The organism is Enterobacter sp. UCD-UG_FMILLET (genome assembly GCF_000762975.1).
In the GTDB taxonomy this organism is placed as follows: Bacteria; Pseudomonadota; Gammaproteobacteria; order Enterobacterales; family Enterobacteriaceae; genus Enterobacter; species Enterobacter dykesii.
Map to the genome: position 1 here is coordinate 385,806 of NZ_JRJC01000006.1, position 24,586 is coordinate 410,391.

At 54.4% G+C, this 24,586-nt stretch carries 20 protein-coding genes and 2 pseudogenes; 9 read left to right on the plus strand and 13 right to left on the minus strand.

All coding sequences use genetic code 11. From position 1 onward, the window contains the following. Nucleotides 1–45: 45 nt before the first annotated feature. A complete protein-coding gene (locus LA04_RS02310) occupies nt 46–10,104 on the minus strand; it encodes a BapA/Bap/LapF family large adhesin (RefSeq protein ID WP_047650333.1) in 10,059 nt (3,352 codons plus the stop codon). Between the two features lie 760 nt (nt 10,105–10,864). Here LA04_RS02310 and LA04_RS02320 point away from each other — a divergent pair. The 3 genes from LA04_RS02320 to LA04_RS02330 are packed head-to-tail and all read left to right on the plus strand — an operon-like array spanning nt 10,865 to nt 12,718. Further along, nucleotides 10,865–11,392 (plus strand): tetratricopeptide repeat protein, encoded by a 528-nt coding sequence (locus LA04_RS02320; protein WP_047650335.1) that lies wholly within the window; start codon nt 10,865–10,867, stop codon nt 11,390–11,392. 7 nt (nt 11,393–11,399) lie between these two features. Continuing rightward, nucleotides 11,400–11,930: a sigma-70 family RNA polymerase sigma factor gene (locus LA04_RS02325; RefSeq protein WP_081957634.1), complete on the plus strand. Its 531-nt coding sequence runs from the start codon at nt 11,400–11,402 to the stop codon at nt 11,928–11,930. Next, entirely contained in the window at nt 11,927–12,718 is a 792-nt protein-coding gene (locus LA04_RS02330; RefSeq protein WP_047650337.1) for an anti-sigma factor family protein, read from the plus strand. Before LA04_RS02325 ends, LA04_RS02330 begins: the two co-directional genes overlap by 4 nt. On the opposite strand, the gene LA04_RS02335 is transcribed toward LA04_RS02330, so the two are convergent. From LA04_RS02335 to LA04_RS24620, 4 genes are all read right to left on the minus strand, one after another. Further along, nucleotides 12,710–13,270 carry a YceI family protein gene (locus LA04_RS02335; RefSeq protein ID WP_047650338.1) on the minus strand — a complete coding sequence of 187 codons (561 nt, stop codon included), beginning with the start codon at nt 13,268–13,270 and terminating at the stop codon, nt 12,710–12,712. The genes LA04_RS02330 and LA04_RS02335 overlap by 9 nt on opposite strands. Nucleotides 13,271–13,375: 105 nt before the next feature. Then, nucleotides 13,376–13,732 (minus strand): hypothetical protein, encoded by a 357-nt coding sequence (locus LA04_RS02340; RefSeq protein WP_023333137.1) that lies wholly within the window; start codon nt 13,730–13,732, stop codon nt 13,376–13,378. A 496-nt stretch (nt 13,733–14,228) separates the two neighbouring features. Beyond that, complete coding sequence (locus LA04_RS02345) at nt 14,229–14,696, minus strand: hypothetical protein (protein ID WP_047650339.1); 468 nt, start codon at nt 14,694–14,696, stop codon at nt 14,229–14,231. A gap of 2 nt (nt 14,697–14,698) precedes the next feature. Next, nucleotides 14,699–14,968 (minus strand): hypothetical protein, encoded by a 270-nt coding sequence (locus LA04_RS24620; protein ID WP_045357491.1) that lies wholly within the window; start codon nt 14,966–14,968, stop codon nt 14,699–14,701. A 30-nt stretch (nt 14,969–14,998) separates the two neighbouring features. On the opposite strand from LA04_RS24620, the gene LA04_RS02355 reads away from it, so the two are divergent. From LA04_RS02355 to LA04_RS02365, 3 genes and pseudogenes are all read left to right on the plus strand, one after another. After that, nucleotides 14,999–15,445, plus strand: coding sequence for an STM2901 family protein (locus LA04_RS02355; RefSeq protein WP_045357489.1), 447 nt, complete (start codon nt 14,999–15,001; stop codon nt 15,443–15,445). Further along, nucleotides 15,445–15,759: a DUF1493 family protein gene (locus LA04_RS02360; RefSeq protein ID WP_045357486.1), complete on the plus strand. Its 315-nt coding sequence runs from the start codon at nt 15,445–15,447 to the stop codon at nt 15,757–15,759. The genes LA04_RS02355 and LA04_RS02360 overlap by 1 nt, the downstream gene beginning before the upstream one ends. 171 nt (nt 15,760–15,930) lie before the next feature. After that, a pseudogene (locus LA04_RS02365) lies at nt 15,931–16,278 on the plus strand (phage polarity suppression protein); the annotation flags it as partial. A 212-nt stretch (nt 16,279–16,490) separates the two neighbouring features. Here LA04_RS02365 and LA04_RS23245 read toward each other — a convergent pair. From LA04_RS23245 to LA04_RS02400, 8 genes and pseudogenes are all read right to left on the minus strand, one after another. Beyond that, nucleotides 16,491–16,700: a KTSC domain-containing protein gene (locus LA04_RS23245; RefSeq protein ID WP_072015491.1), complete on the minus strand. Its 210-nt coding sequence runs from the start codon at nt 16,698–16,700 to the stop codon at nt 16,491–16,493. A gap of 3 nt (nt 16,701–16,703) precedes the next feature. Next, nucleotides 16,704–18,494 (minus strand): ATP-binding protein, encoded by a 1,791-nt coding sequence (locus tag LA04_RS02370; RefSeq protein WP_235211309.1) that lies wholly within the window; start codon nt 18,492–18,494, stop codon nt 16,704–16,706. Then, nucleotides 18,484–19,671 carry an SIR2 family protein gene (locus LA04_RS23250; protein WP_072015492.1) on the minus strand — a complete coding sequence of 396 codons (1,188 nt, stop codon included), beginning with the start codon at nt 19,669–19,671 and terminating at the stop codon, nt 18,484–18,486. Before LA04_RS23250 ends, LA04_RS02370 begins: the two co-directional genes overlap by 11 nt. A 139-nt stretch (nt 19,672–19,810) precedes the next feature. Continuing rightward, nucleotides 19,811–20,902: pseudogene (locus LA04_RS02375) on the minus strand (IS3 family transposase). Between the two features lie 132 nt (nt 20,903–21,034). Then, the gene (locus LA04_RS02385) at nt 21,035–21,256 is read right to left on the minus strand and encodes a hypothetical protein (protein ID WP_047650340.1); all 222 of its coding nucleotides are present in this window, start codon (nt 21,254–21,256) and stop codon (nt 21,035–21,037) included. Between the two features lie 27 nt (nt 21,257–21,283). Then, the gene (locus LA04_RS02390; protein WP_047650341.1) at nt 21,284–21,568 is read right to left on the minus strand and encodes a hypothetical protein; all 285 of its coding nucleotides are present in this window, start codon (nt 21,566–21,568) and stop codon (nt 21,284–21,286) included. Beyond that, the gene (locus LA04_RS23255; RefSeq protein ID WP_072015493.1) at nt 21,561–22,115 is read right to left on the minus strand and encodes a host cell division inhibitor Icd-like protein; all 555 of its coding nucleotides are present in this window, start codon (nt 22,113–22,115) and stop codon (nt 21,561–21,563) included. The genes LA04_RS02390 and LA04_RS23255 overlap by 8 nt, the downstream gene beginning before the upstream one ends. 3 nt (nt 22,116–22,118) lie before the next feature. Further along, the gene (locus LA04_RS02400) at nt 22,119–22,331 is read right to left on the minus strand and encodes a helix-turn-helix transcriptional regulator (protein ID WP_072015494.1); all 213 of its coding nucleotides are present in this window, start codon (nt 22,329–22,331) and stop codon (nt 22,119–22,121) included. A 600-nt stretch (nt 22,332–22,931) separates the two neighbouring features. Here LA04_RS02400 and LA04_RS02405 point away from each other — a divergent pair. Genes LA04_RS02405 through LA04_RS02410 form a run of 3 tightly spaced genes read left to right on the plus strand, consistent with a single transcriptional unit; the run spans nt 22,932 to nt 24,475 of the window. Beyond that, on the plus strand, nt 22,932–23,666 hold the full coding sequence (locus tag LA04_RS02405) for a hypothetical protein (RefSeq protein ID WP_047650342.1): 735 nt from the start codon (nt 22,932–22,934) through the stop codon (nt 23,664–23,666). Beyond that, nucleotides 23,663–23,890, plus strand: a complete 228-nt coding sequence (locus LA04_RS23260) for an ogr/Delta-like zinc finger family protein (RefSeq protein WP_080750241.1) — start codon at nt 23,663–23,665, stop codon at nt 23,888–23,890. Before LA04_RS02405 ends, LA04_RS23260 begins: the two co-directional genes overlap by 4 nt. A gap of 18 nt (nt 23,891–23,908) precedes the next feature. After that, complete coding sequence (locus LA04_RS02410) at nt 23,909–24,475, plus strand: phage polarity suppression protein (protein WP_047650343.1); 567 nt, start codon at nt 23,909–23,911, stop codon at nt 24,473–24,475. Nucleotides 24,476–24,586: the final 111 nt, after the last annotated feature.

Here is a 24,586-nt window from a genome sequence, read left to right on the forward strand (position 1 = left end):
TTATGCCCGGGCGCTGTGCGCCCGGGTCATCTCCTGCAGGTGCTATCAGGTAATGATGTGTTGCTGGTTAACAAGCTCGTCGTAGGTGGTCTGAACGCCATCAAGCGTAACGAGCGTGGTATTAGTGTAGGTGCCTCCCGCACCGTCACGGTCGATGGAGATCACGGTATTGCCATTACTATTAGTGACATGGAGATAATTCCCCAGCGTCGCGGCGCTACCGTTCCAGCCGACCAGCAGATCGCCGATGTCGATTTTGTCCCCCTGCGCCAGCGAGAAGCCGGTCCAGTGATCGCCCGCGGTGCTGCTGACGTTACCCGCCGTGCCATTCCCCACCGTACTGTTCAGCACCTGGTAAATCAGCGTATCGCCGTAGGCCGTACCGGTGATGGCGTCGTTATGCTCAGAGCTGATGAACTGTGGCGCCATATTGATAGTCAGCGTGGCGCTGTCCGTTCTCCCGGTGGAGTCGGTCAGGGTGTAGTTGAAGGTCTCCTTCGAGGTCATGGTTGAGAGCGATACCCCGCTGTTAAGGGTATAGGTGTAGTGACCGTCCGCGCCGATCGCCAGCGTGCCGTAATGACCGACAATGTTCACCGTTGCGCTGCCGGTATACGGATCCAGCGTGGTGGTCACGCCGTTGTAACCGGTCACGCTCAGACGGGTATCCACCGAGTGGAGCTGATCCAGCACGCCGCCAGAATCGGTGCCGTCAAAGATATTGCCGTTGACGGTGTGGCTGCCGGTGACGTCGAAATCACTCAGCGAGTAGGTGGTGCCGTTCACGCTTGGCGTGATGGTGATGTTCCCCACGCTCAGCCCCGGTACGCTACCGGTAAAGCTCAGCGTATAGGTCCCGGCGTTTAGATCCAGCCCGGTCAGCGGAACGTCGATACTGCCGCCCAGCAGCGAGGCGCCGCTGAAGGAGCCGCTGCGGATCACGCCGTTGGCATCGCTAATCGTCCAGTTCACCGTCAGTCCGCCCAGCGACAGCAGCGAGGCCACGCTAAAGTGCAGCGACGCGTTGTGCAGCGCGGTATTCGGGTCGACCACGAAGGTTCCGCTGCCGGAGCCCTGGGTTGATGAAAGCAGCGCGGTTGTCCAACTGGCGACTCCCACGGTGGTATCGGAGTAGACCGACGTGTGGTGCACCGAGGTGACGTCCATTGCGGTGCTGACGTCGTTGACCGCATTCATCGCCTGCGCGGTTGGGGTGATGTTGAGCGATGCCGTATCCTTCGAGCCGTCAGGCGCGGTAACGGTGTAGACGAAGGTGTCCGGCGTGCTGATATGATCCGCCCCCACGCCGCTCCTCAGGGTATAGGTGTACTGGCCGGACGAATTAATAGTCAGCGTGCCGTATTCTCCCTGAATGGTGGTGGTTCCACTGCTGTTGACCGCCACGCCGTTCACTTCGGTAACCAGCGTGCCCGCTGGAACCGGGTCATTCGCCAGCACGTCGCCCGTGGTGGTTTCGCTGATACTCGCCACGCTGTAGACATGATCCTGCAGGACGCTCAGCGTGTAGGCCGTCAGTACAGCGATCCCGGACGCGGTATTCAGCAGGAACAGGTACTCCCCGGCAGGCAGGTTCAGCGTCAGTTGAGGTGACGTTCCCCCCAGCACCGGGGCGCGCAGCCAGCCCGACTCAACGCGAACCTGCTCGAAGGTCTGGGTCGCATTGTTGAACTTATAGACGTACAGGTCGAACACCGACGCCAGCGCCACGCCGCCCACGGAGGCCTGGATGGTCATGGTGCGGGTCGTGCCTTCCTCCACGTTGTAGATAATCGGGTTGGTCATGTCGTCCAGCAGGTTAAGCCCCAGCGTGCTGCCGAGATTAATGCCTACCAGAGTAACGCCGCCCTGAGACGATGTGCCGTTGTTAATCTCGCTCACGGTGGTGTCAAAGGTCAGCGAGGCCGTGTCGTCCACCGCCACAATGCCGTTCACCGTACCGGCACCCAGAGAGAGAACCAGGTTCGCCGAGGCGCTGACGCCGTTGTGGGTAATGGTGTAGCTGAAGCTCTCTGTGCGGCCAATGACTGCGGCGCTGGTGTCGGTCAGGTTGTAGGTGTAGCTGCCGTCGCGGTTAATGGTCAGCGTACCGTACTGGCCCTGAATCACCGTGCCGTCGGCGTTCACGCTAGTGGTGACGCCCTGCGCGTTAGTAACCGTGGAGATAGTGGTTCCGGCCGGCGCGTTGTCGCTGCCGGCGGTCGGATCCGTATCGAGGATCACGTTGCCGTTGAGGCTGGTGTCGCCCGTAACCGTACCCGGACCGGTCTCTTTCACCGCCACGTCGAGGCTGGTGTAGGAGCCGGTTGCCAGCAGGTTGGTGTTGTAGCTGAGCACGCGATAGTCGCCGTCGGCCAGCCCGGTCAGGTTCAGCGAAACGCCGGTTGCGCCGAGGGTCAGGAGATCGGCAAACTGCGGTTGGCCGGTGTCCACCACGGTGGTCCAGGCGCCGTTGACGTAATGCTGAACCACCAGCTCAAGGGTGTTGAGCAGAGAGAGCACCGCTCCCGTGGCGTTGGCGTTCACCACGATATCCGCGCTGCCGCCGTTGCCCACCGTGAAGTTGACCTGGGCCGTATCATTGCCCAGCAGCGTCAGGACGTTGCCCACGGCGCCGACCAGCAGGAAGCCGTAATCGCTGTACTGGCTGTTGGTCACGGTGGCCGTGGTGCTGAGGTCCAGCTCTTCGACGTTATTGCTGGCAGAGAGCGGCACCACCGGCGCAAGGGCGGAGCCCGGCAGGGAGGTGTTGCCCGCGGCGTCGGTAGCGGTGATCTGCAGCGTCTGACCTTCGATCTGTTTGTTGATGAAGGTGTAGCTGTAGGTGCCGTTGCTGCCCGCAATGGCGGTCACCGTTGAGCCGTCCGCAAGGCGGATCGCGACGGTGCTGCCTGCTTCCGCAGTTCCGGTCAGGACGCTACCGTCGGCGTTGAGGGTCCCGGTTGGCGCCGTTGGGGCGGTCGTATCGACGATAATCGTCGTCACGGCTGACGCCACGCTGGTGTTGCCCGCCGCATCGGTGGCCGTGGCGGTGAAGTTATGCGTTCCTTGCGTCAACGTGGTGGTTTGCGGCAGGGTCCAGTTGCCGCTGCCGTCTGCGGTCACCGTGCCCACCAGCGTAATGCCGTCGTAGATACGCACCGTGGCATTCGCTTCGGCGGTTCCGCTCAGCGTTGGGCGCGTGTCGTTGGTCGGATTCGTACCGGTCACCGGACCGGTGACGCTGCCGACATCATCAATCACCGAACTGATAACCGGCGCGCCCGGCGCGAGGGTATCGACGTTAATCACATACCCGGCGGTCGGCGCGCTGGCGTTGCCCACCGCATCGGTGGCGGTAAAGGTCAAATTGTGCGGACCGTTGGCCAGCGCCGGGGATGGCGTAAAGCTCCACGCTCCGCCGGTCGCCGTCACGCTGCCGATTTGTACGCCGTTATCAAAGATTTTCACCGTCGACCCGGCTTCCGCCGTGCCGCTGAGGGTTGGCTGCGCGTCGTTGGTGAATCCGCCGTTCGCCACCGGCGTTGCCGCATTGCCCACGTCATCCAGAATGCTGGTCAGCACCGGCAGCGCAGGCGGCGTGGTGTCGACGGTGAGGCTGAAGCTGGTGGACGACACGCTGGTGTTGCCTGCCGCATCCGTCGCCTGCGCGGTGAAGCTGTGCGCGCCCGCCGTCAGCGTAGTGTTGAGTAAGATACTCCAGCTTCCGTTGCTATCCGCGGTGCCCGTGCCAATCAGCGTAGTTCCCTCATAGATCTTCACTGTAGCAAACGGTTCGCTGGTTCCGACCAGGCGCGGTACCGTATCGTCGGTTGTCTGGCCGGACGTGAGCGGGCCGGTGATGGTGCCCACGTCGTCTATCGCCTGGCTGATAACCGGCGCGTTCGGTGCGGTGGTATCCACAATCAGGGTAAAGTCCGGCGAGTTCAGGCTGACGTTGCCCGCTGCATCGGTGACCGTGGCGGTCCAGGTATGGCTGCCGCTGGTGAGCGGCGTTGACGGCGTAAAGCTCCATGCGCCGGTACCGTCCGCCTGAACGGTGCCGACCGGCTGGCCATTCTCGTACACGGTGACCGTGGCGTTGGCGGTCGCGGTGCCGTTCAGCGTCGGCGTGGTGTCGTCAGTGCTCTGCCCCGAAGAGAGCGGGGTTTGAATGCTGCCCGCGTTGTCACCCGCGGTCGAAATGACCGGCGCCGACGGCACGCCCGTATCCACCGTCAGGTTAAACGGTGCCGTCGTGCTACCGGTATTGCCAGCCACGTCGGTGGCGTTGAAGGTGATGGCGTGCGGCCCATCGGGCAGATCGGTACCCGGGGTGAAGGTCCAACTGCCCTGGGCATTGACCACCGCAGTGCCAATTTCGCTGCCATCAACGATCACGTGCACGGTAGAACCTACGTCACCCGTGCCGCTGAAGGTTGGACGCGCGTCGTTGGTGCTGTTACCCGACGTTAGCGTCCCGGTGACCGGACCGACGTCGTCAATCACGCTGGTCACCACCGGTACGCCGGGAGCTGCAGTATCAATGGTAAAGGCGAAGACCGACGAGTTAGCCGAGGCGTTGCCTGCGGTATCCGTTGCATACGCGCGCAGGGAGTAGCTGCCGTCGCCCAGCGGCGCGGTCGGCGTAAAGGACCAGTTCCCGCTGCCGTCAACGAGCGCCGTACCAATCTGCGTGCCGTTGTTCATGATGTGAATCGTGCTGCCCGCCTGGCCGGTGCCGCTGATGGTTGGGGTGCTATCGTTGGTCACCTGGCCGCTGGTGAGGTTACCCTGAACGCCGCCAGGGACGTTGTCGTTCACATTATCCAGCGTCGGAACCGTCGGTGCCGTCAGGTCAACCTCTATGCTCCAGGGGGCTGAGACCGCGCTGACGTTGCCCAGCGGATCGGTTGCCCGAACGGTGAAGCTGTGTGAGCCTTCGCCGAGCGCGGTGTCAGGAGTAAACGTCCACGCGCCGGTGCCGTCAGCCGTTACCACGGCAATCTGGGTGCCGCCGTCGAAAATGGTCACCACGCTGTTTGCGTCCGCTGTCCCCGAAAGGGTTGGCGTGGCGTCGTTCGTTTCGCTGCCGCTAACCACCGTGGTCGCGGTGTTACCGACGTTATCCGTGACGTTGGTGATGACCGGCGTGGCGGAAACGGAGTCCACCACAACGGTGAAGCCCGCCGAAGGACCGCTCTGGTTCCCCGCCGGATCGGTCTCGCGGATAGTCAGGACGTTATTGCCTTCAGCCAGAACGGGCGTGGTGTAGCTCCAGGTGCCGGTATTGCCGACCTCCGCGGTCCCCAGCAGCACGCCGTTGTTGTAGATGGAAATAGTATCGCCGACCGCGCCGGTGCCGGTGAGGGTCGGCTGGTTGTCGTTGGTGGTCTGGCCGCTGGTCAGCGGACCGGTTCCCGGGCCGACGTCGTCAATCACCGCGCCGATAGCTGGCGTGCCCGGTGCGGTGAGGTCGACGGTGACGCTGGCCGCCGGAGAGCGGCCGCTGGTCTGGCCGTTGAGGGTCGCCGTCACCACAAAGGTGTGCAGCCCCTCGCCAAGCGCGGCTGGCGTATAGCTCCAGTTGCCGCTGCCGTCGGCGGTCACCGTTGTCAATGGCGTCGCGCTGCCGTCCTGATAGATGGTAATCAGGCTGCCCGCTTCGGCCGTACCGGTAAGCGTTGGCGTGGTGTCGTTGGTTGTTTTGCCTTTCACATCGCCAGTGACCGGATCCGCGTCATCGACGATCGCCGTGATGACGGGCACGTCAGGAAGATTCGGAAGCGTACCGGTGACGTTGTAAGTCGCATCAGGGCTGGTACGTCCGGACGCATCGGTTGCGGTCACGGTCAGGGTCGCGCCATCCTGCGGGGCCGGGCTGACCGCGATGGAGAAGTTGCCTCCGGTCGCAACCCCGGTACCAATGACGTTTCCGCCGCTATCCTTAACGGTAATGAGTGCTCCAGCCTCGGCGGTTCCGGTCAGCGGTGTACCTTCTGGAGCAAGGCTAAGATTGCCCGGGGCGGTTGGATCCTGGGTATCCACCGTCACGCTCAGCGGGGCTGAAGTTCCTGAAGCGTTACCCGCCGCATCGGTAGCGGAGACAGTGAAGGTATGCGGGCCGTCTGAGAGCGTTGTGCCTGCGGTCCAGCTCCAGCTGCCGTCCGGCTGTATCGTGACCGGCACACCTGACGGGATACCGTCGACGGAGACGATAACGGTGGTGCCGGGTTCGCTGGTCCCGGTAAGGGTCGGCGCGCCGTCGCGGGTGTAGAGCACGTTGTTGGTGAGCTGGCTGTCTGAGACGCCATTAATCTGCGGTATCCCAGGCGCAACGGTATCGAGGGTGACGGTAAAGACCGAACTCGGCGCGCTGACGTTGCCCGCTGCGTCCACGCCCGCCACGGTAATGTTGAGCGGACCGTCCGTTTGCGTGGGAAGCGCCAGACTCCATTCTCCATTAGCCACCACGACACGGCCCACTTCGACGCCGTTGTTGTAGACGATCACCGTCTCACCGTTAACCCCGGTTCCACCCACTGTCGGTGTGGTATCTGTAATAAAGCCACCATCAGGTGCGCCGCCCACTGCACTAATCACCGGCGTATCCGGCGCCAGGGTGTCCACGACGATCGTAATCGCTGGCGACGGGTCAGAGACGTTGCCCGCTTCATCGGTGGCGGTGGCGGTCCAGGCGTGGCTGCCCTCGGCAATGTCGCTGCCAGGGCGCCAGCTCCAGTTACCGCTGCTGTCTACCGTTACGGTGCCCACGACGGTCGATATGCCGTTGACGGTGTCAGTGATGTTGATGACGTCGTTCGGCGTGCCGGTGCCGCTCAGAACCGGGCGCGGATCGTTGGTGGTTCCGCCATCGGGAACGGGGCCGGTGATCTGTGTAACGCTGTCGGTGACGGTCGGTGCCGCAGGCGTAGCCGGCGCTTCGGTATCAATGGTGAAAGTTATCGGCTGCGACGGGGCGCTTTCGTTACCCGTGCCGTCCACGTTGGTGACGGTCAGGGTGATGTCATAGGTACCGCCGGACAGTGGGGGTGATGGCGTCCAGGACCAGTTGCCGGTACCGTCCACGATGACATCATCAAGTTTGGTGCCGTTGTTATAGATCGTCACGGTATCGCCCGCCGTGCCGGTACCGCTCAGGGTTGGCGTGGTGTCGCGGGTGGTTTCGCCCGGGTTCAGCGTTGTGTCTGCTCCGTCAGGATTGACGGTGATGACCGGGATATCCGGCGTTGCAGGTGCGACGGTATCTACCGTCAACACAAACGGGCTGGAGATAGTGGTATTGCCTGCGGCATCCGTGGCGTGAACCGTCAGGGAATGCGGGCCGTCAGTGAGCGGGGTAACGGGCGTAAAGCTCCAGCCTCCGCTGCCGTCAAGGGTGGCGGTGCCGAGCAGGGTGGCGCCGTCATAGACGGTGATCGTCGCATCAGCCGGGGCGGTGCCCTGCAGCAGGGGTTGGGTGTCATCCGTGGTATCGCCGCTGCTGAGCGTGCCCTGAACGCCACCGACGTTATCGGTCACGGTGGCGATAGTTGCCGCCGCAGGCGGCGTGGTATCGACGGTCAGGGTGAAGCCGCCTGACGGCTGGCTGGTGTTACCCGCGGTATCGGTGGCGACAACGGTAAAGGTATGAGGCCCACTGCCAAGAGGCGTCGTGAGGGTATAGGTCCACGTGCCGTTGTCGTCGACCTGGACCGTGAAAAGATCGGTGCCATCGAGGCGGATGGTGACGTTTGAGCCAGGTTCAGCCGTACCGTTGAGCGTCGGCGTGGTGTCGTTAGTACTGTCGTTGGGGTTGAGCGCGCCGAGGCGCTCCGGCACATCATCCAGCACCTGGGTAATGACCGGGGCGGCAGGCGCGACGCTGTCAATCGTCAGAGTCCAGGTGTTGGAGACGCCGCTGGTGTTACCTGCCGCGTCGGTCGCGACGGCGGTCAGGGCGTGGGGGCCTTCACCGATCGGGGTGGAAGGGGTAAAGATCCATACGCCAAGACCATTGGCGACGGTCGTACCAATAGCAACACCGTCCACGTGCACGGTGACCGTCGCGTTTGCTTCGGCGGTACCGCTGAGCGTCGGGGTGGCGTCGTTAGTGGTCTCATTAATGTCGAGCGAGCCGGTGCGGCCGGGAACATCGTCCACGACTTGTGAAATCACCGGGGCGCCAGGTGCCGTGCCGTCGACGTTGATTGTCCACGGGGCTGACAACCCGCTCGGGTTACCGGCGGGATCCGTCGCCTTCGCCGTCAGCTCGTACGTGCCATCGGTCAGCGGTGCGGGCGGCGTAAAGCTCCACAGGCCGGAGGAGGGAACAACCACCGTACCGAGGACATCGCTGCCGTTATAAATCGTGATGGTCGAGCCCGCTTCGCCCGTTCCGTTCACGGTCGGGGCCCGGTCGTTGGTGAGGCCGTTCTGGCCTACGGGGCCGATGGTGGCCTGCACGTCATCCATCACCGACACGATAACTGGCGTCTGCGGTGGGGTAATATCCGGTGACGCCGCGGAGGTTGCGGGCCCCGTGTTGCCTGCCGTGTCGGTAGCGTCAGCGGTCAGGATTTCGCCGTTAACTTTTGGCGGGGTCAGCGTCAGGCTGAAGTTACCCTGGCTGTCCGCAACAACCGTGCCAAGGATGACGTCGCCTTCACGGATGGTCACCGTGCTGCCAGCTTCCGCGATGCCGCTGATGGTGCCGCCATCATTCGACACCACGAGATTACCCGGGGCAGACGGCGGCGTGGTGTCCACGGTGAAGATGACGGGCTCTGAGGTCGCGCTCAGGTTTCCTGCGGCATCAGTTTCAGTGACGGTTATGGAGTGTGTCCCGTCCGGAAGCGGACCGTTCGGCGTGACGCTCCAGGTGCCGTTGGGCAGCACCGTCGTTGTGTCAACAACCACGCCGTTATCGTAGATGGTGATGGTCCCACCGGGCTCGCCCGTTCCCGCCAGGATCGGCAGTGAAGCATCGGTAAGCGCGCCCGACGTGATGGTTCCCCTGATAACGCCCGTATCGTCGGTCAGCACAATCGCGGTCGGCGCGTCCGGCGGAGTAAGATCCACCGTCAGGGTAAACACCGGCGAGGCAGGCCCGGTGTTGCCGGCGGTGTCGGTTGCCCGCACGGTAATCTGGTGGGTGCTTTCGCTCAGAACAACTGACGGGGTAAAAGTCCAGGTGCCGTTGCTGGCGACGACCGCCGTACCAATAGCGACTCCGCCGTCATAAATCGTCACTGTCGAGCCCGCTTCGCCGGTGCCGGTAAGCTGCGGACGCTGATCGTTGGTGCTGCCGCCGTTGCTGACTGCCCCCGTCTGCGGGGCGATATCATCCGTTACGCTGGTGATGGCTGGCGCATCGGGCGCGGTGGTGTCCGGCGCGTTGAGCGTTGTGCCCGGGCTGGTATTCCCGGCGTTATCCGTCGCTGTGGCGGTCACCTGCTCGCCGTTGGTCAACGGTGTGTCGAGAGAGACGGTAAAATTGCCGTCACTGCCCGTTTTTCCTGTGCCAATGACGTTGCCGTTCGCGTCTTTCAGCGTGATGGTGCTGCCGGGTTCAGCGGTACCGGTGACGGTTTTGCCATCTGCAGAGAACTTAAGGCCGGAAGGCGCGTTCGGCGCTGTCGTATCCGGATCGGCCGAATTGTTACTGCTGCCACTATCACCGCCGCCGCCTCCACCGCTTGCCGCCGCCGCGATGCCGCCCGCAGCGGCAATACCGGCCAGGGCCCATGGCCAGATGGCGGCACCACCGGCGTCGCTCCCGGAGGCCGCAAGCAGCACGTCCGTGGACGCGATGGATTCGTACGTGGCGGCTCCGGTCGGATCTTCAATCCACCATAATGCGCCGTTGCTGTCCTGCAGTACCAGCTGGCTCACGCCCTGCGCGTCCGTGACGTAGAAATTTTTAAGGGTGATCACCTCGCCGGAGTGCAGCGTAACCAGCAGATCGTTCCCATTTCGCGCGAAGTGGGAGACGCTCGCTCGCTCGACATGAAGCTCAACGATAGAGGAATGGCTCAGCGTAATCTGTGTGCCTTCCGTGGTCGTTTCCACGCCAGTAAGTTTCGATATAACAGAGATTTGGCTCATTTAGGCATTACTCCAGCAGATGTATCATGAACGGCAAGCAAGACGAGCCATCTCTGCAGAAGGTAAAGGGCGCCCCCGGCGCAGTTGCTGTTATAACGCAGCACTCACCGTCGTTTTTAGCGCGCACGATGCCCGCCAGAATTCAGAGTGGCAACATCAGAGCGAATCTAATGACTTATAAAAGAGAACAGTTTTTATGGGTGTTTTGCGTCTTATAAAACCCTGTGTTTAATAGAGGAATTATTTTTCAAAATATAAAAATGATATAGACAGAAAACGATAGTTGTGCAACTTAAGCTTTCGTAAATAAGTGCCAAAACAATAAAGATGGCATTAATACATAGGGGTGTTAATAGCTCATATTGCATAACTTTCTGTTTTATATTGTTTTGTCTTTTCCTTTTGAGGCTGCTTCTAAATATGATTAACGCAGTATGATAATTGGTAGGGGACATTTAAAATATAACATTTAACGTTATTGTTTAAGCGCGCTTAATATGCATTTAAGTTAGATTAACGTTTTTGATATAAGATATATTATGTTACTTGTATAATGAAATATATTATCATGTAGGCTTAAAACTCTGCTATTGCGCGAGAATAATAACGTTAAGGCAAGGGTGAAATAATCTGATTCATAGCCATTGGGGCTACGACGTCAGCATGATTTTGCGACAGCAAAATATTCACGGTGAGAATGAATAAAAATCGTCAGTCGGGCGTTAACTGACGTCACTTCCTTCTTACCCTGGAGCTTTGTATGAACACGACCTCGTTTCGTTTGATCCCGGTGCTGATTTTTTCCCTGCTGTCCCCCCTGGCGCTAGCCATGGGCAATAATAGTACCGAGAGCAAAACGCCCGATTGTCCTTCCGGACAGGTGTATGACAGCGCCACCCAGAAATGCGTGCCGGACAAGAGCAGCAGCCTCAGCGACCAGGACAAAACCAACTATGCGTACCATCTCGCGAAGAAAGGCGAGTACCAGGCGGCGCTGAACCTGCTTGATTCACTGAAAAATGGCAATACTCCTGAAGCGTGGAACTATCGCGGGTTCGCCACGCGCAAGCTTGGCCGCACGGACGAAGGGATTGGTTACTACCAGCGCGCGCTGGCTATCGCACCGGATTATGCCAAAGCCCGGGAATATCTCGGTGAAGCGTGGATGGTAAAAGGGCGTCCTGACCTCGCGAAAGAACAGCTGAAGGTGATTGCCGGTATTTGTGGCCAGTCCTGCGAGGAGTATCGTGACCTGCAGGCCGCTATCAACGGACATCCGGAGTCCTGATTTTCTCGTGGAGGGAAAACACATCGCTACCCGTGAGGTTCGTCAACAGTTAGCCGCACACCTGCCGCATCTCTGGCGCTATGGGCTGGTGCTGTCGCGAAACAGGGATATCGCCGAAGAGCTGGTTCAGTCCACCTGCGTGCGTGCGCTTGAAAGGAGCAGCCAGTATACGCCGGGCACGCGCATCGACAGGTGGCTGTTCGCGATACTGCACTCCATCTGGATCTCTGAACTTCGGGCACGACACGTGCGTCAGGGGCAGGGATTTGTCGCCAGCGACGAGCTTCTGGCGCCGGACACCCGTGAACAGGATGAGACGCGCCTGCATTACCTTAAGGTGATGCAGCGCGTCAACGCGCTGCCTGAAGCCCAGCGCAACGCGGTATTTTTGGTTTATGTCGAAGGCTTTACCTACCAGGAGGCGGCGGACACTCTGGCGGTGCCGATCGGTACCGTGATGAGCCGGCTGGCGACGGCACGAGCTCGGCTTGCCAGGTTCGCTGACGCACTGCCTCCGGTAAAGGAGAAACGCTCTTGAACGCGCACCGTTTTGCACCGCCCTATAACGACGACGCTATCGTGGCATGGATAGATGGCGAGATGTGCCGCGCCGACGCGCAGCAATTTGAAGAACAGTTGAAAAGTGATGAACGCCTCTCCGGGCGAACCGCCGAGCTGATGAAAAGCACCCAGGATTTCGCCGGGGCGTTTGCCCCCCTGCTGGATGAGGCGCCACTTGAGGCAATGCAGGCGCGTCTGGCGGCCCTTTCCGATCCACAATCCTCCACGCCGGCTGGCGTCAGCAGGCGGGCGCTGATTGCCGCGTCGGTCAGCTTTTTGATGGTCGGATCCGGGCTGGGCTACCTGCTGAGGCCCGCTTCCTCGCCAGCGGATGAGAACGCCCATATTCGCGACCTCGAAGCGCAATATATGTCCCTGTACAGCGTCGAGACGCTACTGGATATGGACAGCGCAACGCCGGTCCTGCAGCGCGGGCTGGAACGAGCCGCGCAGGATATCGGCATGAAGCTGAATATGTCGCAGCTTGTCCTGCAGGGGGCAGAGCTGAAAATGGTGCGAATGCTGCGCTATGAAACCACCTCGATCGCGCAGATTGCCTGGATCAACGCCGACTACGGCCCGATGGCGCTCTGTATCTCTCCTGTTGATGAAAAGGCGACGGCCTCTCTGCGCCAGGAGCAGCGGCACGGCATGAACCTGGCGTGGTGGCAGGAGGCGGGCTACCAGTTTGTCCTCATTGGCCGCAACCCGCCGTCTCATCTGCGGGGAAATGCGGAGCAGCTACAGCGGCTCATCTCAGGATGACGGCACGTCGTTCGTCTTAATCGCAATAGCGATGGCAATACGATCGTCCACGACCAGGGCAAACTTATCCATCCCGTAGGCCGCGCGCGAGATCGCCGTCGTGGCATCCAGCGTGAGGGCCTGCGCGTGCGGGTCTCTCACGACGGCCTCCAGGATCATCGGGCGGGCAATGTTTCGTACGGTCAACGTGCCGAACACCCTGAATCGCCCGTCGCCCTGGGCGACCACGCGAGAGCTGATGAACTCGATAGTCGGGTAGCGCTCGGATTCAAAAAACATATCGCTTTTCAGCTGCCAGGTGAGCAGCTTGTTTGAGGCTACGAGAGTCGCTACGGGAATGGTGACGTGAATATGGTCGTCGACGTCGTTTTCCGGGTTGAGCGTCACGGCGCCCGTCACGCCCCTGAACGTCGCCCAGGAGAGGATGCCGCCGAAGGCATGCCACGACAGCCGAATGGCGGTGTTATCGGTGTCGATAATGTAGCTCTTCGGGGCAGCATGCAGGGAAGGACATAACAGCAGAACGTTCAGAAAGGCCAAAAGGCGATACATCGTGGTTTCTCCGATAAGTGCGCAATGCGTAAACGCCCGAGGTGCTAATTGTATTCGAAGAAATAAAAAAGGCCGCAAGCGCGACCTTTTTGTGAGTATAAATACTTACTCAGTGACTTTCTTTTCCAGCTCGCTGGCACCTTCTTTGGTTTTGTTCCAGCCTTTCTCAGCGCCTTCTTTGGTGGCATCCCACCCTTTCTCGGTGCCTTCTTTGGTTTTATGCCAGGCTTTCTGGGAATCTTCGCTGACCTTGCTGCCCAGGCTCTCGCTCTTGCCTTCCGCAGCATGCTTCTGTTTCAGCTTCAGCTCTTCACCTTTGTTCTGCTCTTCGTGCAGTTTTTGCTTCGCCTCGTTGGCGTTTGCGTTCGCCGCCGCGACGGTATCGTCAGTTGCATGTGTGGTCGCAGCAAATACTGGGGAAGCCAGCAGAACGGCAGATAATGCGATAATTGTTTTTTTCATAATATCCTCATTTAACGTTATCGGTTATGAGCGTGATTTAGCATGGCACAGGCGAAGCGGGATGGCTTTAGGAAAAAACTGTAATGAGATCAACGTGCCCTGATGAGGGATATTTCGCCTGAGGATTATCCAAAGGATAAAATGCCTATTTCCGCGAGGGCAGCGAGGGTCAGGAGAATAAAGATAATGACGGTAATGGGTCTGTACATGTTGGAGTTCCTTCCGGGTTGGGGCGGCTAATCCGTAGCGCTGGGTGGCGTGGGTAATTTTGCGCAGGAAGGGGGAGAGGGTGTTGATGTTTGTCAAAGGGATGGGGAACGGTGGGGTGAGGTACTAAAAAGCCCGCAGGGGTTGTACCGTGCGAGCTTTCAGGATTTCATCAGGTGAATAGGGTTATTACTGATGGAGATTCTGGTTGGCTATCCGGGGCTGCATAATTCTCAGGTGCATTTATCCAGCTCACCAGAAAGCCTTTTCATTCTGTTAAATAATGACTTCAGCTTACGTTTTCCGACGCCGGTGTGGCAGAAATCGTTATGTACTTTTTCAGACCAGACTCCCGTTTAACATCTTTTGGATCGGAAACAAAAGGAAGCCGCAGGCGGGGTGAATCTGATACTTTCAGTGTCCAGATATAATCCCCAAAAAACCTGAAATCCACGCTATCGTCAGTGACCAGGAGATCCGCAAAACTCCCTGTCGAGTACTCATTTCCCAAACGAACAATTTCTTTAAGCCCGTCATGAACGTCAATAAGGGCAATCGTCAGGGATTCCTCAAAAATAATGTCATCCGTCAGAAACAGGATGTAACGCTGCTCATTAACCTGGACCGCTGCTTCAAGCACTTGCCCCGGTACAATAATGCCGGTGCTTTTACCATTGAGCACAACGTCAGATTGAGCCTGGGATACATCGGTAGCTTCACTAACCTTAACCAATGTTATTGAATTAACCTTTTGCATAATCAATTCCACAAACGTCCCATTTCCCATGCGGCAAGCGCGCCGCCGACGAAGCCGCCGATAATGGTGCCAACCGTGCCAGAAGTCGACTTCCCCCATTGAATGATAATGCCGTCTGGCAATTTCTGGTATCCATTGAAGCTTGAAGATATGCAAAGTTGACTTGGTTTGCATTCTTTCCCTACATTCCTTGTAGCGGCAACGCCTAAATCCAAATTTAGGATAATGTTGTGGAGTATGTTCTGGACGACACCAAAGGCCAGTATTAGCATTTAGTTCGTTAGCTTAAACAGGGAAAGGCTATGGATACGACCGAACAGTTAAACGGAACATACTTCTTTGAGGGAATGAGCGTCGACAAAGAGGAGCTACTTTACTGGCTTATTCTGGATGAATTTAAAAAGCAGTTTAGTGATGTGATTGATTTGATGGCAATTGCTTCCATGTTAGTCAGCTTGCCGGTAATCCCTGTCAGTGGGAAGCTGGGGGCTGGCGCTGCAACCAGGGGGACAAGCCCGCTTTCTCTTGGACTTCGTGCGCTTATTCGACAGCGTTTTAAGCAGGGTCGTAGAACCATCACATGGGCAAAACTCTTGCGTGGCGAATGGGCATACACAACCAGTATAGGAGCATACATCGGGAGATGGCTCCCTTGGGTTGGTGCCGTACTGACGGCCTATGACCTTGCCATGATCACCCATAACGTTATCCACCGTTATCAGCTTATCGTTGGGCAAGGAGAAAGGTAATGACAGACAAAGCAGCACTCGTCAGGGAACTCATTAAAAAACACTTCTGGGAAATGTCTGACGATACTTCTGTAAGCACAGGAAAACAAAGTGTACTGCCGGAAGATATGACTGATTTTCTGGAGGAATATTCAGAAAGCCTGAATGTGAATATGTCTGATTTTGTCTTTAATCGATATTTCCCTAATGAGGGGATTCGATTCCTCCCAAATGCGATATTGCCCCGCTATCTTAGAACCGATCATCATGCGCCCGAGCCGTTGACAGTAAGTATGCTTATTGAATCGGCAAATGCTGGTCGCTGGCTTTTTTAACGGTAAGTCAAAATTAGTTGCATTATTATCAGCCCTTTTGGGGCTGATAATAATGCTGGTAGTTTATTACACGTGAGTGACGGAAACAACGGACGAAGACTGTAAACGCTGCGTGAGATTGAGGTAAATAAGTAGGAAATTCATAAGGTTGCGGACTGTTATATCTGATTGTATGAGAAAGTACAGCGAATCAGCATCCGCGACCGTTTAAATGATTTTATGCAGGTGCACGGTGCGGAGCTGGCCGCCGCACTTGCCCCTGGACTGATGAATTATTCCGGGCAACATCCCGCCGTTCAGCGCTGCGCCATGCAGCACTCACTCGACTATCTGAGGGAGGCGCTACAGCTCTGGCTGGTCGCCGGTGAAAAAATTAATTATTCGGAGCAGGATAATGACATTTTAGCGGCCATCGGATTCAGGCCTGACGCGGCTTCGCGCGATGATAGTCGTGAAAAATTCACACCTGCACAGAACCTGAATTATACCCGCCGCCGTGCAGAACTGGCCGTGCAGTAGTCCCCTTAAAAATCCCAAAAAATCCCGCTATTTTTAAGTATAAAAGCCATGCATGCATAAGGTGCATGGTTTCGCATGCGTCTTACCGACACTAAATCCCCCGCCAGCGCCAGCACTGGCGCGCTCAGGGGCCGTTCATGCACCTGCATCAATAGCGGCCCCTTAAGCGGGCAGGCGGGGCGGGGAGAGCATTGCGCGAAAATGGCGATAGGTTATATTTTTTGAGTAGGGTAATCATTCCTTATATTATGGCTAAAATAAGAACCAATAGAACCAGCATTTATTAATTCCATGTAAACATGTTCTGGTACATCATAGTATTGATAAACACCACCATGATGAAATTCAATCTCAAGTGTTTGAGATGGTTCGTCATATCCAACCGATGCTAAGTTAGATGAGTTAACAGCTTTTCTTTCCATTTATTAATCCTCTTTAATTGGTTTGTTTAAACGCCATGCTTCGATAACTTTGGTGTAATTTTTCTTGGGATCTCTAGGATTTGACCATGATTTGCTGACGTCAGGATCTTGACTGTCAGGATAAAGGCCGTCTGGTGGTAACTTAAATTTACATCGTGAAGGCAGTTTTGCTGCCTCTCCAATAATTATTGCTTCCCCTGTTCTCAATATGGGTAATGAGTCAATTAGAGAACTTAGACCATCGGACATTGCAGCTTTTACTTTAGACCGATCGCTTGCATTGGTTAACCTTAAGGCAAACAATGTTCCACATTGAGACAAAATGGTATCGTCAACTTCGGATGGCCGCTGGCTAATAATCATTAGGCCAACTCCAAACTTTCTTCCCTCTTTAGCGACACGTTGCACAAGATTTTTTGTTAGACCATCATCATTGTTAGAAAGGTATCTATGAGCCTCCTCTAGCACGAAAAGTACTGGGTTACGCTTCAATCCAGCATCTAAATTACGACCCCAAATAGATGCTTCAAATACAATGCTCACTATAGATCCTAAAAGCATATCTAACTGATTCGAAGGCATTCCAGATAAATCTAAAATTGATATTGGTTTTTCATGGTTTAACCACTCACTTAGAAGATGATCAAGGTCATTAGTAATCTTTCCATTTTCTTCAGGGGTATATCCTTCAGGTGAAAGGAAAAAGGAATATTGACTGTCAAGCATTCTGGCTTTCATTAGATTTAATTGCTTTGTTAGAACATGACTGCCTTTCTTAAAGGGAGGGTTGCTTGCCGTTCCTGGCGGGATAAATTTTGGTGGTTCCAGAGTAGATGCGTCACCTTGAATGTTATCTTTAAAAGCAGGGCGAATAAACTCCTTTTCCAGATAAGTCACTGTATCTTCGAAAGTAAATTTAAACCATAAATTATTAAGATTATATGGAAGTGGGGTGAAAGAAGTGACCTTACTTTCGTTGATATATTTTATATTATTGGATTTGATTGATTCTTTTTTGTTTTCAGTTATGAATTCAATCATTGAATTTTTACTGGCTTCATTTACATTACCGCATAAAAAATCAATAAGTTTCTCTGTTGGAAGTGCCCAAAAAGGAATTTTTAACTTACATTCTTCACCTATTGGGTCGACAGAAAATACTTTTGATATATCTTTTAGTGCTGCGGAGTATTCTCCATGCATATCAACTAGTAGTATCCTTGCCGAGTTATTGTCCGTACCATCTAACTGACAAATTGAGCGCAATAGACCTGAAACACTAGTTGATTTTCCAGAACCAGTTGAGCCAACTACAGCTGAGTGTCTTGTAACTAGTTTATCTATATCTAAATTAACATCTATACTTTCTGAACTGGCTAATTTTCCAACTGTGACCAAATTGTCACTTTTTGAACCATAAACTATCTTTAAATCTGAGTCTAAAACCATGTGGACATCATCACCAACCGATGGATACTGGCTAATACCTCTGTCAAAAAAACCACATGAACTTTCCCCTATTAACTCGACAACAATAATTCTGCTATCGGAGGAGACTATTTCATTATTATCGATAATCGCATTTTCATTACTGGACCCAACCACACCGTATAAGTCATTATAACCTTGAGGAATCCTAACAAAACTTCCAACCTGGCCGACCTTATGCGTCCTTCCCTCAAGTACTAATAACCCAGAGTTTACTTTTTTTGAAAGCCTAATCGTGACTGATGAACTAGAGATTGATATTATGACGCCAATTGACGTGGATGCCATAGCTATTTTAGTCATCATTTTTATCCTCAGATTTTCTTTCAAAAAGTATTGGTGAAGAAGAAACTTCTCCTCCGGCAATTGCTAAGAATCTAGCAAGTCCTTTAAAATCTCCTAAGATAAACTCTTTGTTATCATTCAAATATTCTTTTCTAACATAATTCCAGTTTTTACTAGGCAGTTCACCTGTTTTCCAGGGGGCACTTATTGTATTAATTACTGCACCATCCCTACAATAGACACTAAGGTTTGGCGTTCGTTTTGCTAAGTCTATAGCATAAGATTCTTCTTCAATATTTTTATATTGGAAAGCTATAACCGCGCTAGTAGGGTTTGCTGAAAGACACTCGCTTATTTTTGATGATATATGAGCATCGGCAAATGAGAATCCTGTTGTAATTAATAAAGTATCTGGTTCCATAATGAAGTTTTTAAGCCTTTCAAACAAGGCTGAGAATGGAGCCGCTTGGGTTTGAGAATACTTTATATGCGAAGGGTACACCATATTAGAAACTTCACATTCCGGAACCCTAGTAACTTGTCCATTAGGCCGCATCGTCCAACCTATCGAACCGTGTAATTTCCACAGCCTTACCCATCTTGGTGGCAGGTCATTTGTTGAAATGCTTGCGGGATCAAAAAAGGAGAATCTGGAACCAGTGAATCCATCAAAGAAAGGCGTTTGAGAACGCTCTAAAGCATCTTCACAAAGTAAATCATAGTTAGTAGTAAATATTTCAACTCCATAGCTTCTATTAATGCCATTTATCCAAGATATTAATTCACTATAAGGGTTTTGACTATCAGGAAGAGGTTTGCTGACTACTTCTTTAATTTTTGAGCAAATATCTAACTCTAATTTTTTATATGTTTCAGCATTGCCTCCATGAACACTATGTTGCCCGATTATATCAGCAAGAGTCCTTACATCGGATAATATTTTTTCTAGGTTGTTTTTACCGCTGGATCCCTCAAGGATTTCAAATATATCTAACAATTCTTTTGTAAGAGAGTCCTTTACATGCTTTGTTAAACCTTCAATGTTAGGTATTAAAGGTTCATATTTTTCGTCTTTTCCAATATTAATACTTACCGGTGCTCCAGCTCCGATAAGAATACCTATTTTTTTTCTTCCATTAGTTACTAGCTGTCGAAAATCAAACATGTATGTATCGGGATTATGAACAGAAGCACTCATTTTAATTCCATTAAATTGATTACTTGAAGGTGGAGACGTAGCTCCCCCACCACCTCATCAGTTCTACTCGTTGTTCAAGGTAAGTAGAACGATTGTATGCTCTTTGGACTGACCCCACGCCCGTAGACAAATTCTGTCCTCACGATGAGGCCTGTTCGAAGGCCTCCGGACTGAGGCCGCCGAGGTGACTGTGGCGCCGGGCCCGGTTGTAGAACACTTCAATGTAATCGAAGATATCGGCCCGGGCCAGATCCCGGGTTTTATAGATGCGTTTTCTGATCCGCTCTTTTTTCAGCGAACTGAAGAACGATTCGGCCACCGCATTATCCCAGCAGTTGCCACGCCTGCTCGTCACTGCCGTACTGGCTGCCCTGGTCTGAGTGCACGATGACCTCGCCGTCCGGTTTTCGCCGCCAGACGGCCATCATCAGCGCGTCGAGTGCCAGTTCGCGTGAGAGAGTGGGCTTCATCGACCAGCCGACCACATTACGGGCGAAGAGATCGATAACCACCGCCAGATACAGCCAGCCCTGCCAGGTGCGGATATAAGTAATATCTGTGACCCAGACCTGATTGGCCCGGACAACAGTAAACTGCCGTTGCACGCGATTAGGGGCAACCACTGAAGGCCGGCCGGCGATACGACGCGGCGCTTTATAGCCGCGTACGGCTTTGATCCGGTTTTGTTGCATAATACGACCCACCCGGTTTTTGCCGCAGGTTTCCCCGATTTCGTTCAGGTCGCCATGAACCCGCCGGTAACCGTATACGCCTCCGCTCAGTGAATATGAGTCGCGGATAAGCATCAGCAGACGCTGGTTATCTTTATCACGCGCCGAGACCGGGTTGTGCAGCCACGCATAGAACCCGGCCCGGGCGACATTCAGTACCCGACACATCGTCATCACACCCCATACAGTGCGGTGTTCATTGATAAAGCGGTACTTCAGTCGGGCTCCCTTGCAAAGTACCGCGCGGCCTTTTTCAGGATATCCCGTTCTTCTTCGGTGCGTTTTAGCTGCGCCCGGAGTTTCAGGATCTCGCTTTTGGCTTCCAGTAAATCCCGGGCATGCTGTTCGCTGTTATCAGGTTTGATAGCCCGTAGCCACTTGTAGAGGCTGTGTGCAGAAACGCCCAGACGGTCGGATACTTCGGCAACGGAATAACCGCGTTCTGTTATCTGACGGACGGCTTCTTCCTTAAATTCAGGTGTAAATCGTGGTGTGCCCATACGCTCCTCCTATGCTCAAACTATAGGGCAGGATCGTCTACCGGGGCGGGGTCAGTCCAAACTATAGGGCAGGATCGTCTACCGGGGCGGGGTCAGTCCAACTATAGGGCAGGATCGTCTACCGGGGCGGGGTCAGTCCACATGGTGCTCACCTCCGTTCACAGATGACGGGGCAATAAAATCCCGACACAGGCCTTTAGCCTTCAGCTCCTCCAGCACATAACTGATGTCCTCATGCAGATAGCTCAGAATATGAGGAACGGAAAGCTGGTGCAGGCCGGAGAGTTCACGCTGTTGCAAATCCAGCCCGACGAAATGCGACATGGCGCTGGCGCGGTTGAGTTTATNAACTATAGGGCAGGATCGTCTACCGGGGCGGGGTCAGTCCACATGGTGCTCACCTCCGTTCACAGATGACGGGGCAATAAAATCCCGACACAGGCCTTTAGCCTTCAGCTCCTCCAGCACATAACTGATGTCCTCATGCAGATAGCTCAGAATATGAGGAACGGAAAGCTGGTGCAGGCCGGAGAGTTCACGCTGTTGCAAATCCAGCCCGACGAAATGCGACATGGCGCTGGCGCGGTTGAGTTTATGGAATGACTCAGGGCTGAGATGTTCCTGAACCTCACAACGCGCTGAGACGCTCTGAGTGTTGTTATGCATGGCACACCTCCGCGACCGGCAGACGGGCAGCAAGGGAAAGCACGTAATCGCGAACAAGGGAGCGACGGGCGGCCTGTTCGTCACCGGCAACAGTGCGGAGCATACAGATACGGGGCTTGCGGTCTGCGCGACGAACGGCGGCAAACACAAAGATAAATTTGGGGTGAGACTGGGTGAGGGGCGTAGCCATTAGGGCAACCTCCTGTGAATAGCGGTTAACGCCACCACCGGAGCTGCAAATCTCATTGGTGGTGACCCGAACAGGGTTTGCAGTACCGGCTTCACAGAATACCGGCCAGTCCGAAGACTGCCCCACTCGAGCCACCATTATTTGACTGGAACCACGGTGTAAACACCACAGCCCGAAATATAGGTGTGCCTGAGCTACGACGTAAAAAAACACGCAAGGCGCGTGTTGTGTCGCCTGTGAATTACACGGGCTGCAAATCCCGGCTGCCGATTTTGCGACAGCAAGAAAACTGTACCAGGAAACACACAACAAATGCAAGCCAGAAAAAGGGGTTATTTGAAAGCGGCTCTGATTCATACGTCACATTTCCGATTGCGGTGAAGCAATGCGTTCCGCCATCCACGCGGTCACTTCGGACTGAAGCCATGCGACATTTTTTCCGCCGAGGGAGACCTGCGCCGGGAAAGCCTCACGGGCGATTAAATCGTAGAGAGTGGAGCGTGACAGGCCACACTGATGGATCACTTCCGGGAGGCGTAAAAAACGCTCCTGAGTCGGGGCTGAAACTGGCATTAAATGTGCTCAAGAGCGGGAAACTGGTACTGATAAAGCTGTGTGCATAACGCTACCTCATTAATTTCCACAGAGATCCGAACTTATCCGTCCGGAATCGGGTAGCTCTCTATTGTGTGAATATTTTTCCTCAATGCAACAGGGGGAAATCAGGCACCAAAAATATCAAATCGAATAATATATGACTACAACTACTCTAATTGCCTCTAGAGCCCTCTGGAAGCAACTGGTAAAAATTAAAGTGAAATGCCAATCGTTTTTTAACGAATTAATGTCAGTAATTAATAGGCACTGAAGCAGAAAATTTACATTCGCGATTTATGGACGAGTGAACAGTAGTGAACAGTTGGTGAACACTTTTCTCTCAACTGTTCACTCTTTAACTTTATGTATTGTTTATATTTTTTCTTAAAGTGAACAGTAGTGAATAGTTATATGTAAAAAAACAATCAGAGAGAGAAGGTTATCCAGCGACCTTTTTCTGGCCAGCCGCTTTTGTAGCCTCCGTTTGTGGGGTTTCTGCCACAACTGTATTGGATCGAGTTGTTGTACAACGCGATGCAGAATCACCTCAGCTTGACATCACTGAGGAGTAACACCATGACCACCACGACCATTCCTGACTATCTGTCTTCGGCATTCTGGCAACTGGGCGCGGCCAGAGCCGAACATCTTGAAAACGCCCGCATGATGGATGACACAGCCAATGCTATTGCCCGTACCGCACAGCAAAAAACAGAGCTTGAGCTGGAGAGCGGTAGTGAAGCGAGTGAATGGCGCACGGCATTTCGTGCAGGTGGTGCGGTGCTGACGGACGAGCTGAAACAACAGCATCTGGAGCGTGTAGCTTCACGTGAACTGGTACAGGAGTGTGACCAGCTCGCTGAGGTGCTGACATTTGAATGCGACCGGCTGAAAGGTAACTGCGACAGTACGGCCAGAGCCTACCGCCAGGCACATCACAACGTGCTCAGTCAGTACGCGGAAAAAGAACTGGATAACGCGCTGCATGATACATGCGGGGCGCTTGTCCGGGCGATGAAACTCAAAATGTTGGCGATGAGTAATCCGCTCGCTAACTCCATCGGGAATCAGAGTTACACAGCCCCGGATAAAGCTGTCATGCAGTATGTAAAAGCGCGGCTTGAGGAAGCAGTGAAAAACTGTCATATCCATCTGGCTGACGAGCCGCTACTTTTTAAAGTCGGGTTGTCGGCTGAGACGCTGCCACATATGGATTACGGCGTTGCAGTAACCGCTGGACAGCGCAAGGCCTACTTTGACAAGTTGAGTGCGCGTAAGGCTGACCTTGAAGCACGAGGAATGCTGCCATGATGCACTGCCCGTTCTGTCAGTGTCCGACACGGACACGTACCAGCCGCTATCTTTCCGAAACAGTCAAACAGATTTATTACCAGTGCACCAATATTCTCTGTTCGGCCACATTCCGGACGATGGAGTCTCTTGACACGATCATACGGCCACCTTCTGAGAATGATTTAATGGAAGATGAATTTATCTCTGCTCATGCAGGGACATTAAAAAAACAAAGTCTGTAACGTCGACGGAGCTCCCTGATGACAACATCAACGCTACAACAGGCTTTTGAAGCCTGCCAGGATAACAAAGCCAAATGGCTGAACTGCAAACACGAGCTGACTGACGCCGAACAGGAATACGGAGAACTGTTAGCCACCGGTGAGACTAACAGCTCCCGTAACCTGCAAACCCTGCGCGATATTATCGACGTGAAAAAATGGGAGATTAATCAGGCCGCCGGTCGCTATATTCGTTCGCATGAGGACGTGCAGCGCATCAGCATACGTAACCGCCTGAATGATTTTATGCAGACGCACGCCGCGGAGCTGACCGCCGCTCTTGCACCTGAGCTGATGGGCTATAACAACCAGCATCCCGCTGTAAAACACTGCGTGATGCAGCATTCAGTCGATTATCTGCGTGAAGCGCTGTCGGTGTGGCTGGCCGCTGGTGAAAAAATAAATTATTCCGCACAGGATAATGACATTTTAACAGCCATCGGATTCAGGCCTGACACGGCTTCGCGGGATGATAATCGTGAAAAATTCACGCCTGCACAAAACCAGAATTACGTCCGAAAACGCGCTGAACTGGCCGCGCAGTAGCCCGTCAAAAATCCCCGCAAATCCCGCCCTTTTTCCCGGATTAAGCCATGCATGCATAAGGTGCATGGTTTTGCATGCGTTTTCACGTTCCTGCCTCCCCCGCCAGCGCCA

Bases quoted from the DNA above. Each gene is read 5' to 3' on its own strand.
- LA04_RS02310 (WP_047650333.1), bottom strand. From the start codon at position 10,104: ATGAGCCAAATCTCTGTTATATCGAAACTTACTGGCGTGGAAACGACC.
- LA04_RS02320 (WP_047650335.1), top strand. From the start codon at position 10,865: ATGAACACGACCTCGTTTCGTTTGATCCCGGTGCTGATTTTTTCCCTG.
- LA04_RS02335 (WP_047650338.1), bottom strand. From the start codon at position 13,270: ATGTATCGCCTTTTGGCCTTTCTGAACGTTCTGCTGTTATGTCCTTCC.
- LA04_RS02340 (WP_023333137.1), bottom strand. From the start codon at position 13,732: ATGAAAAAAACAATTATCGCATTATCTGCCGTTCTGCTGGCTTCCCCA.
- LA04_RS02345 (WP_047650339.1), bottom strand. From the start codon at position 14,696: ATGCAAAAGGTTAATTCAATAACATTGGTTAAGGTTAGTGAAGCTACC.
- LA04_RS24620 (WP_045357491.1), bottom strand. From the start codon at position 14,968: ATGCTAATACTGGCCTTTGGTGTCGTCCAGAACATACTCCACAACATT.
- LA04_RS02355 (WP_045357489.1), top strand. From the start codon at position 14,999: ATGGATACGACCGAACAGTTAAACGGAACATACTTCTTTGAGGGAATG.
- LA04_RS02360 (WP_045357486.1), top strand. From the start codon at position 15,445: ATGACAGACAAAGCAGCACTCGTCAGGGAACTCATTAAAAAACACTTC.
- LA04_RS23245 (WP_072015491.1), bottom strand. From the start codon at position 16,700: ATGGAAAGAAAAGCTGTTAACTCATCTAACTTAGCATCGGTTGGATAT.
- LA04_RS02370 (WP_235211309.1), bottom strand. From the start codon at position 18,494: ATGATGACTAAAATAGCTATGGCATCCACGTCAATTGGCGTCATAATA.
- LA04_RS23250 (WP_072015492.1), bottom strand. From the start codon at position 19,671: ATGAGTGCTTCTGTTCATAATCCCGATACATACATGTTTGATTTTCGA.
- LA04_RS02390 (WP_047650341.1), bottom strand. From the start codon at position 21,568: ATGCATAACAACACTCAGAGCGTCTCAGCGCGTTGTGAGGTTCAGGAA.
- LA04_RS23255 (WP_072015493.1), bottom strand. From the start codon at position 22,115: ATGAATCAGAGCCGCTTTCAAATAACCCCTTTTTCTGGCTTGCATTTG.
- LA04_RS02400 (WP_072015494.1), bottom strand. From the start codon at position 22,331: ATGCCAGTTTCAGCCCCGACTCAGGAGCGTTTTTTACGCCTCCCGGAA.
- LA04_RS02405 (WP_047650342.1), top strand. From the start codon at position 22,932: ATGACCACCACGACCATTCCTGACTATCTGTCTTCGGCATTCTGGCAA.
- LA04_RS23260 (WP_080750241.1), top strand. From the start codon at position 23,663: ATGATGCACTGCCCGTTCTGTCAGTGTCCGACACGGACACGTACCAGC.
- LA04_RS02410 (WP_047650343.1), top strand. From the start codon at position 23,909: ATGACAACATCAACGCTACAACAGGCTTTTGAAGCCTGCCAGGATAAC.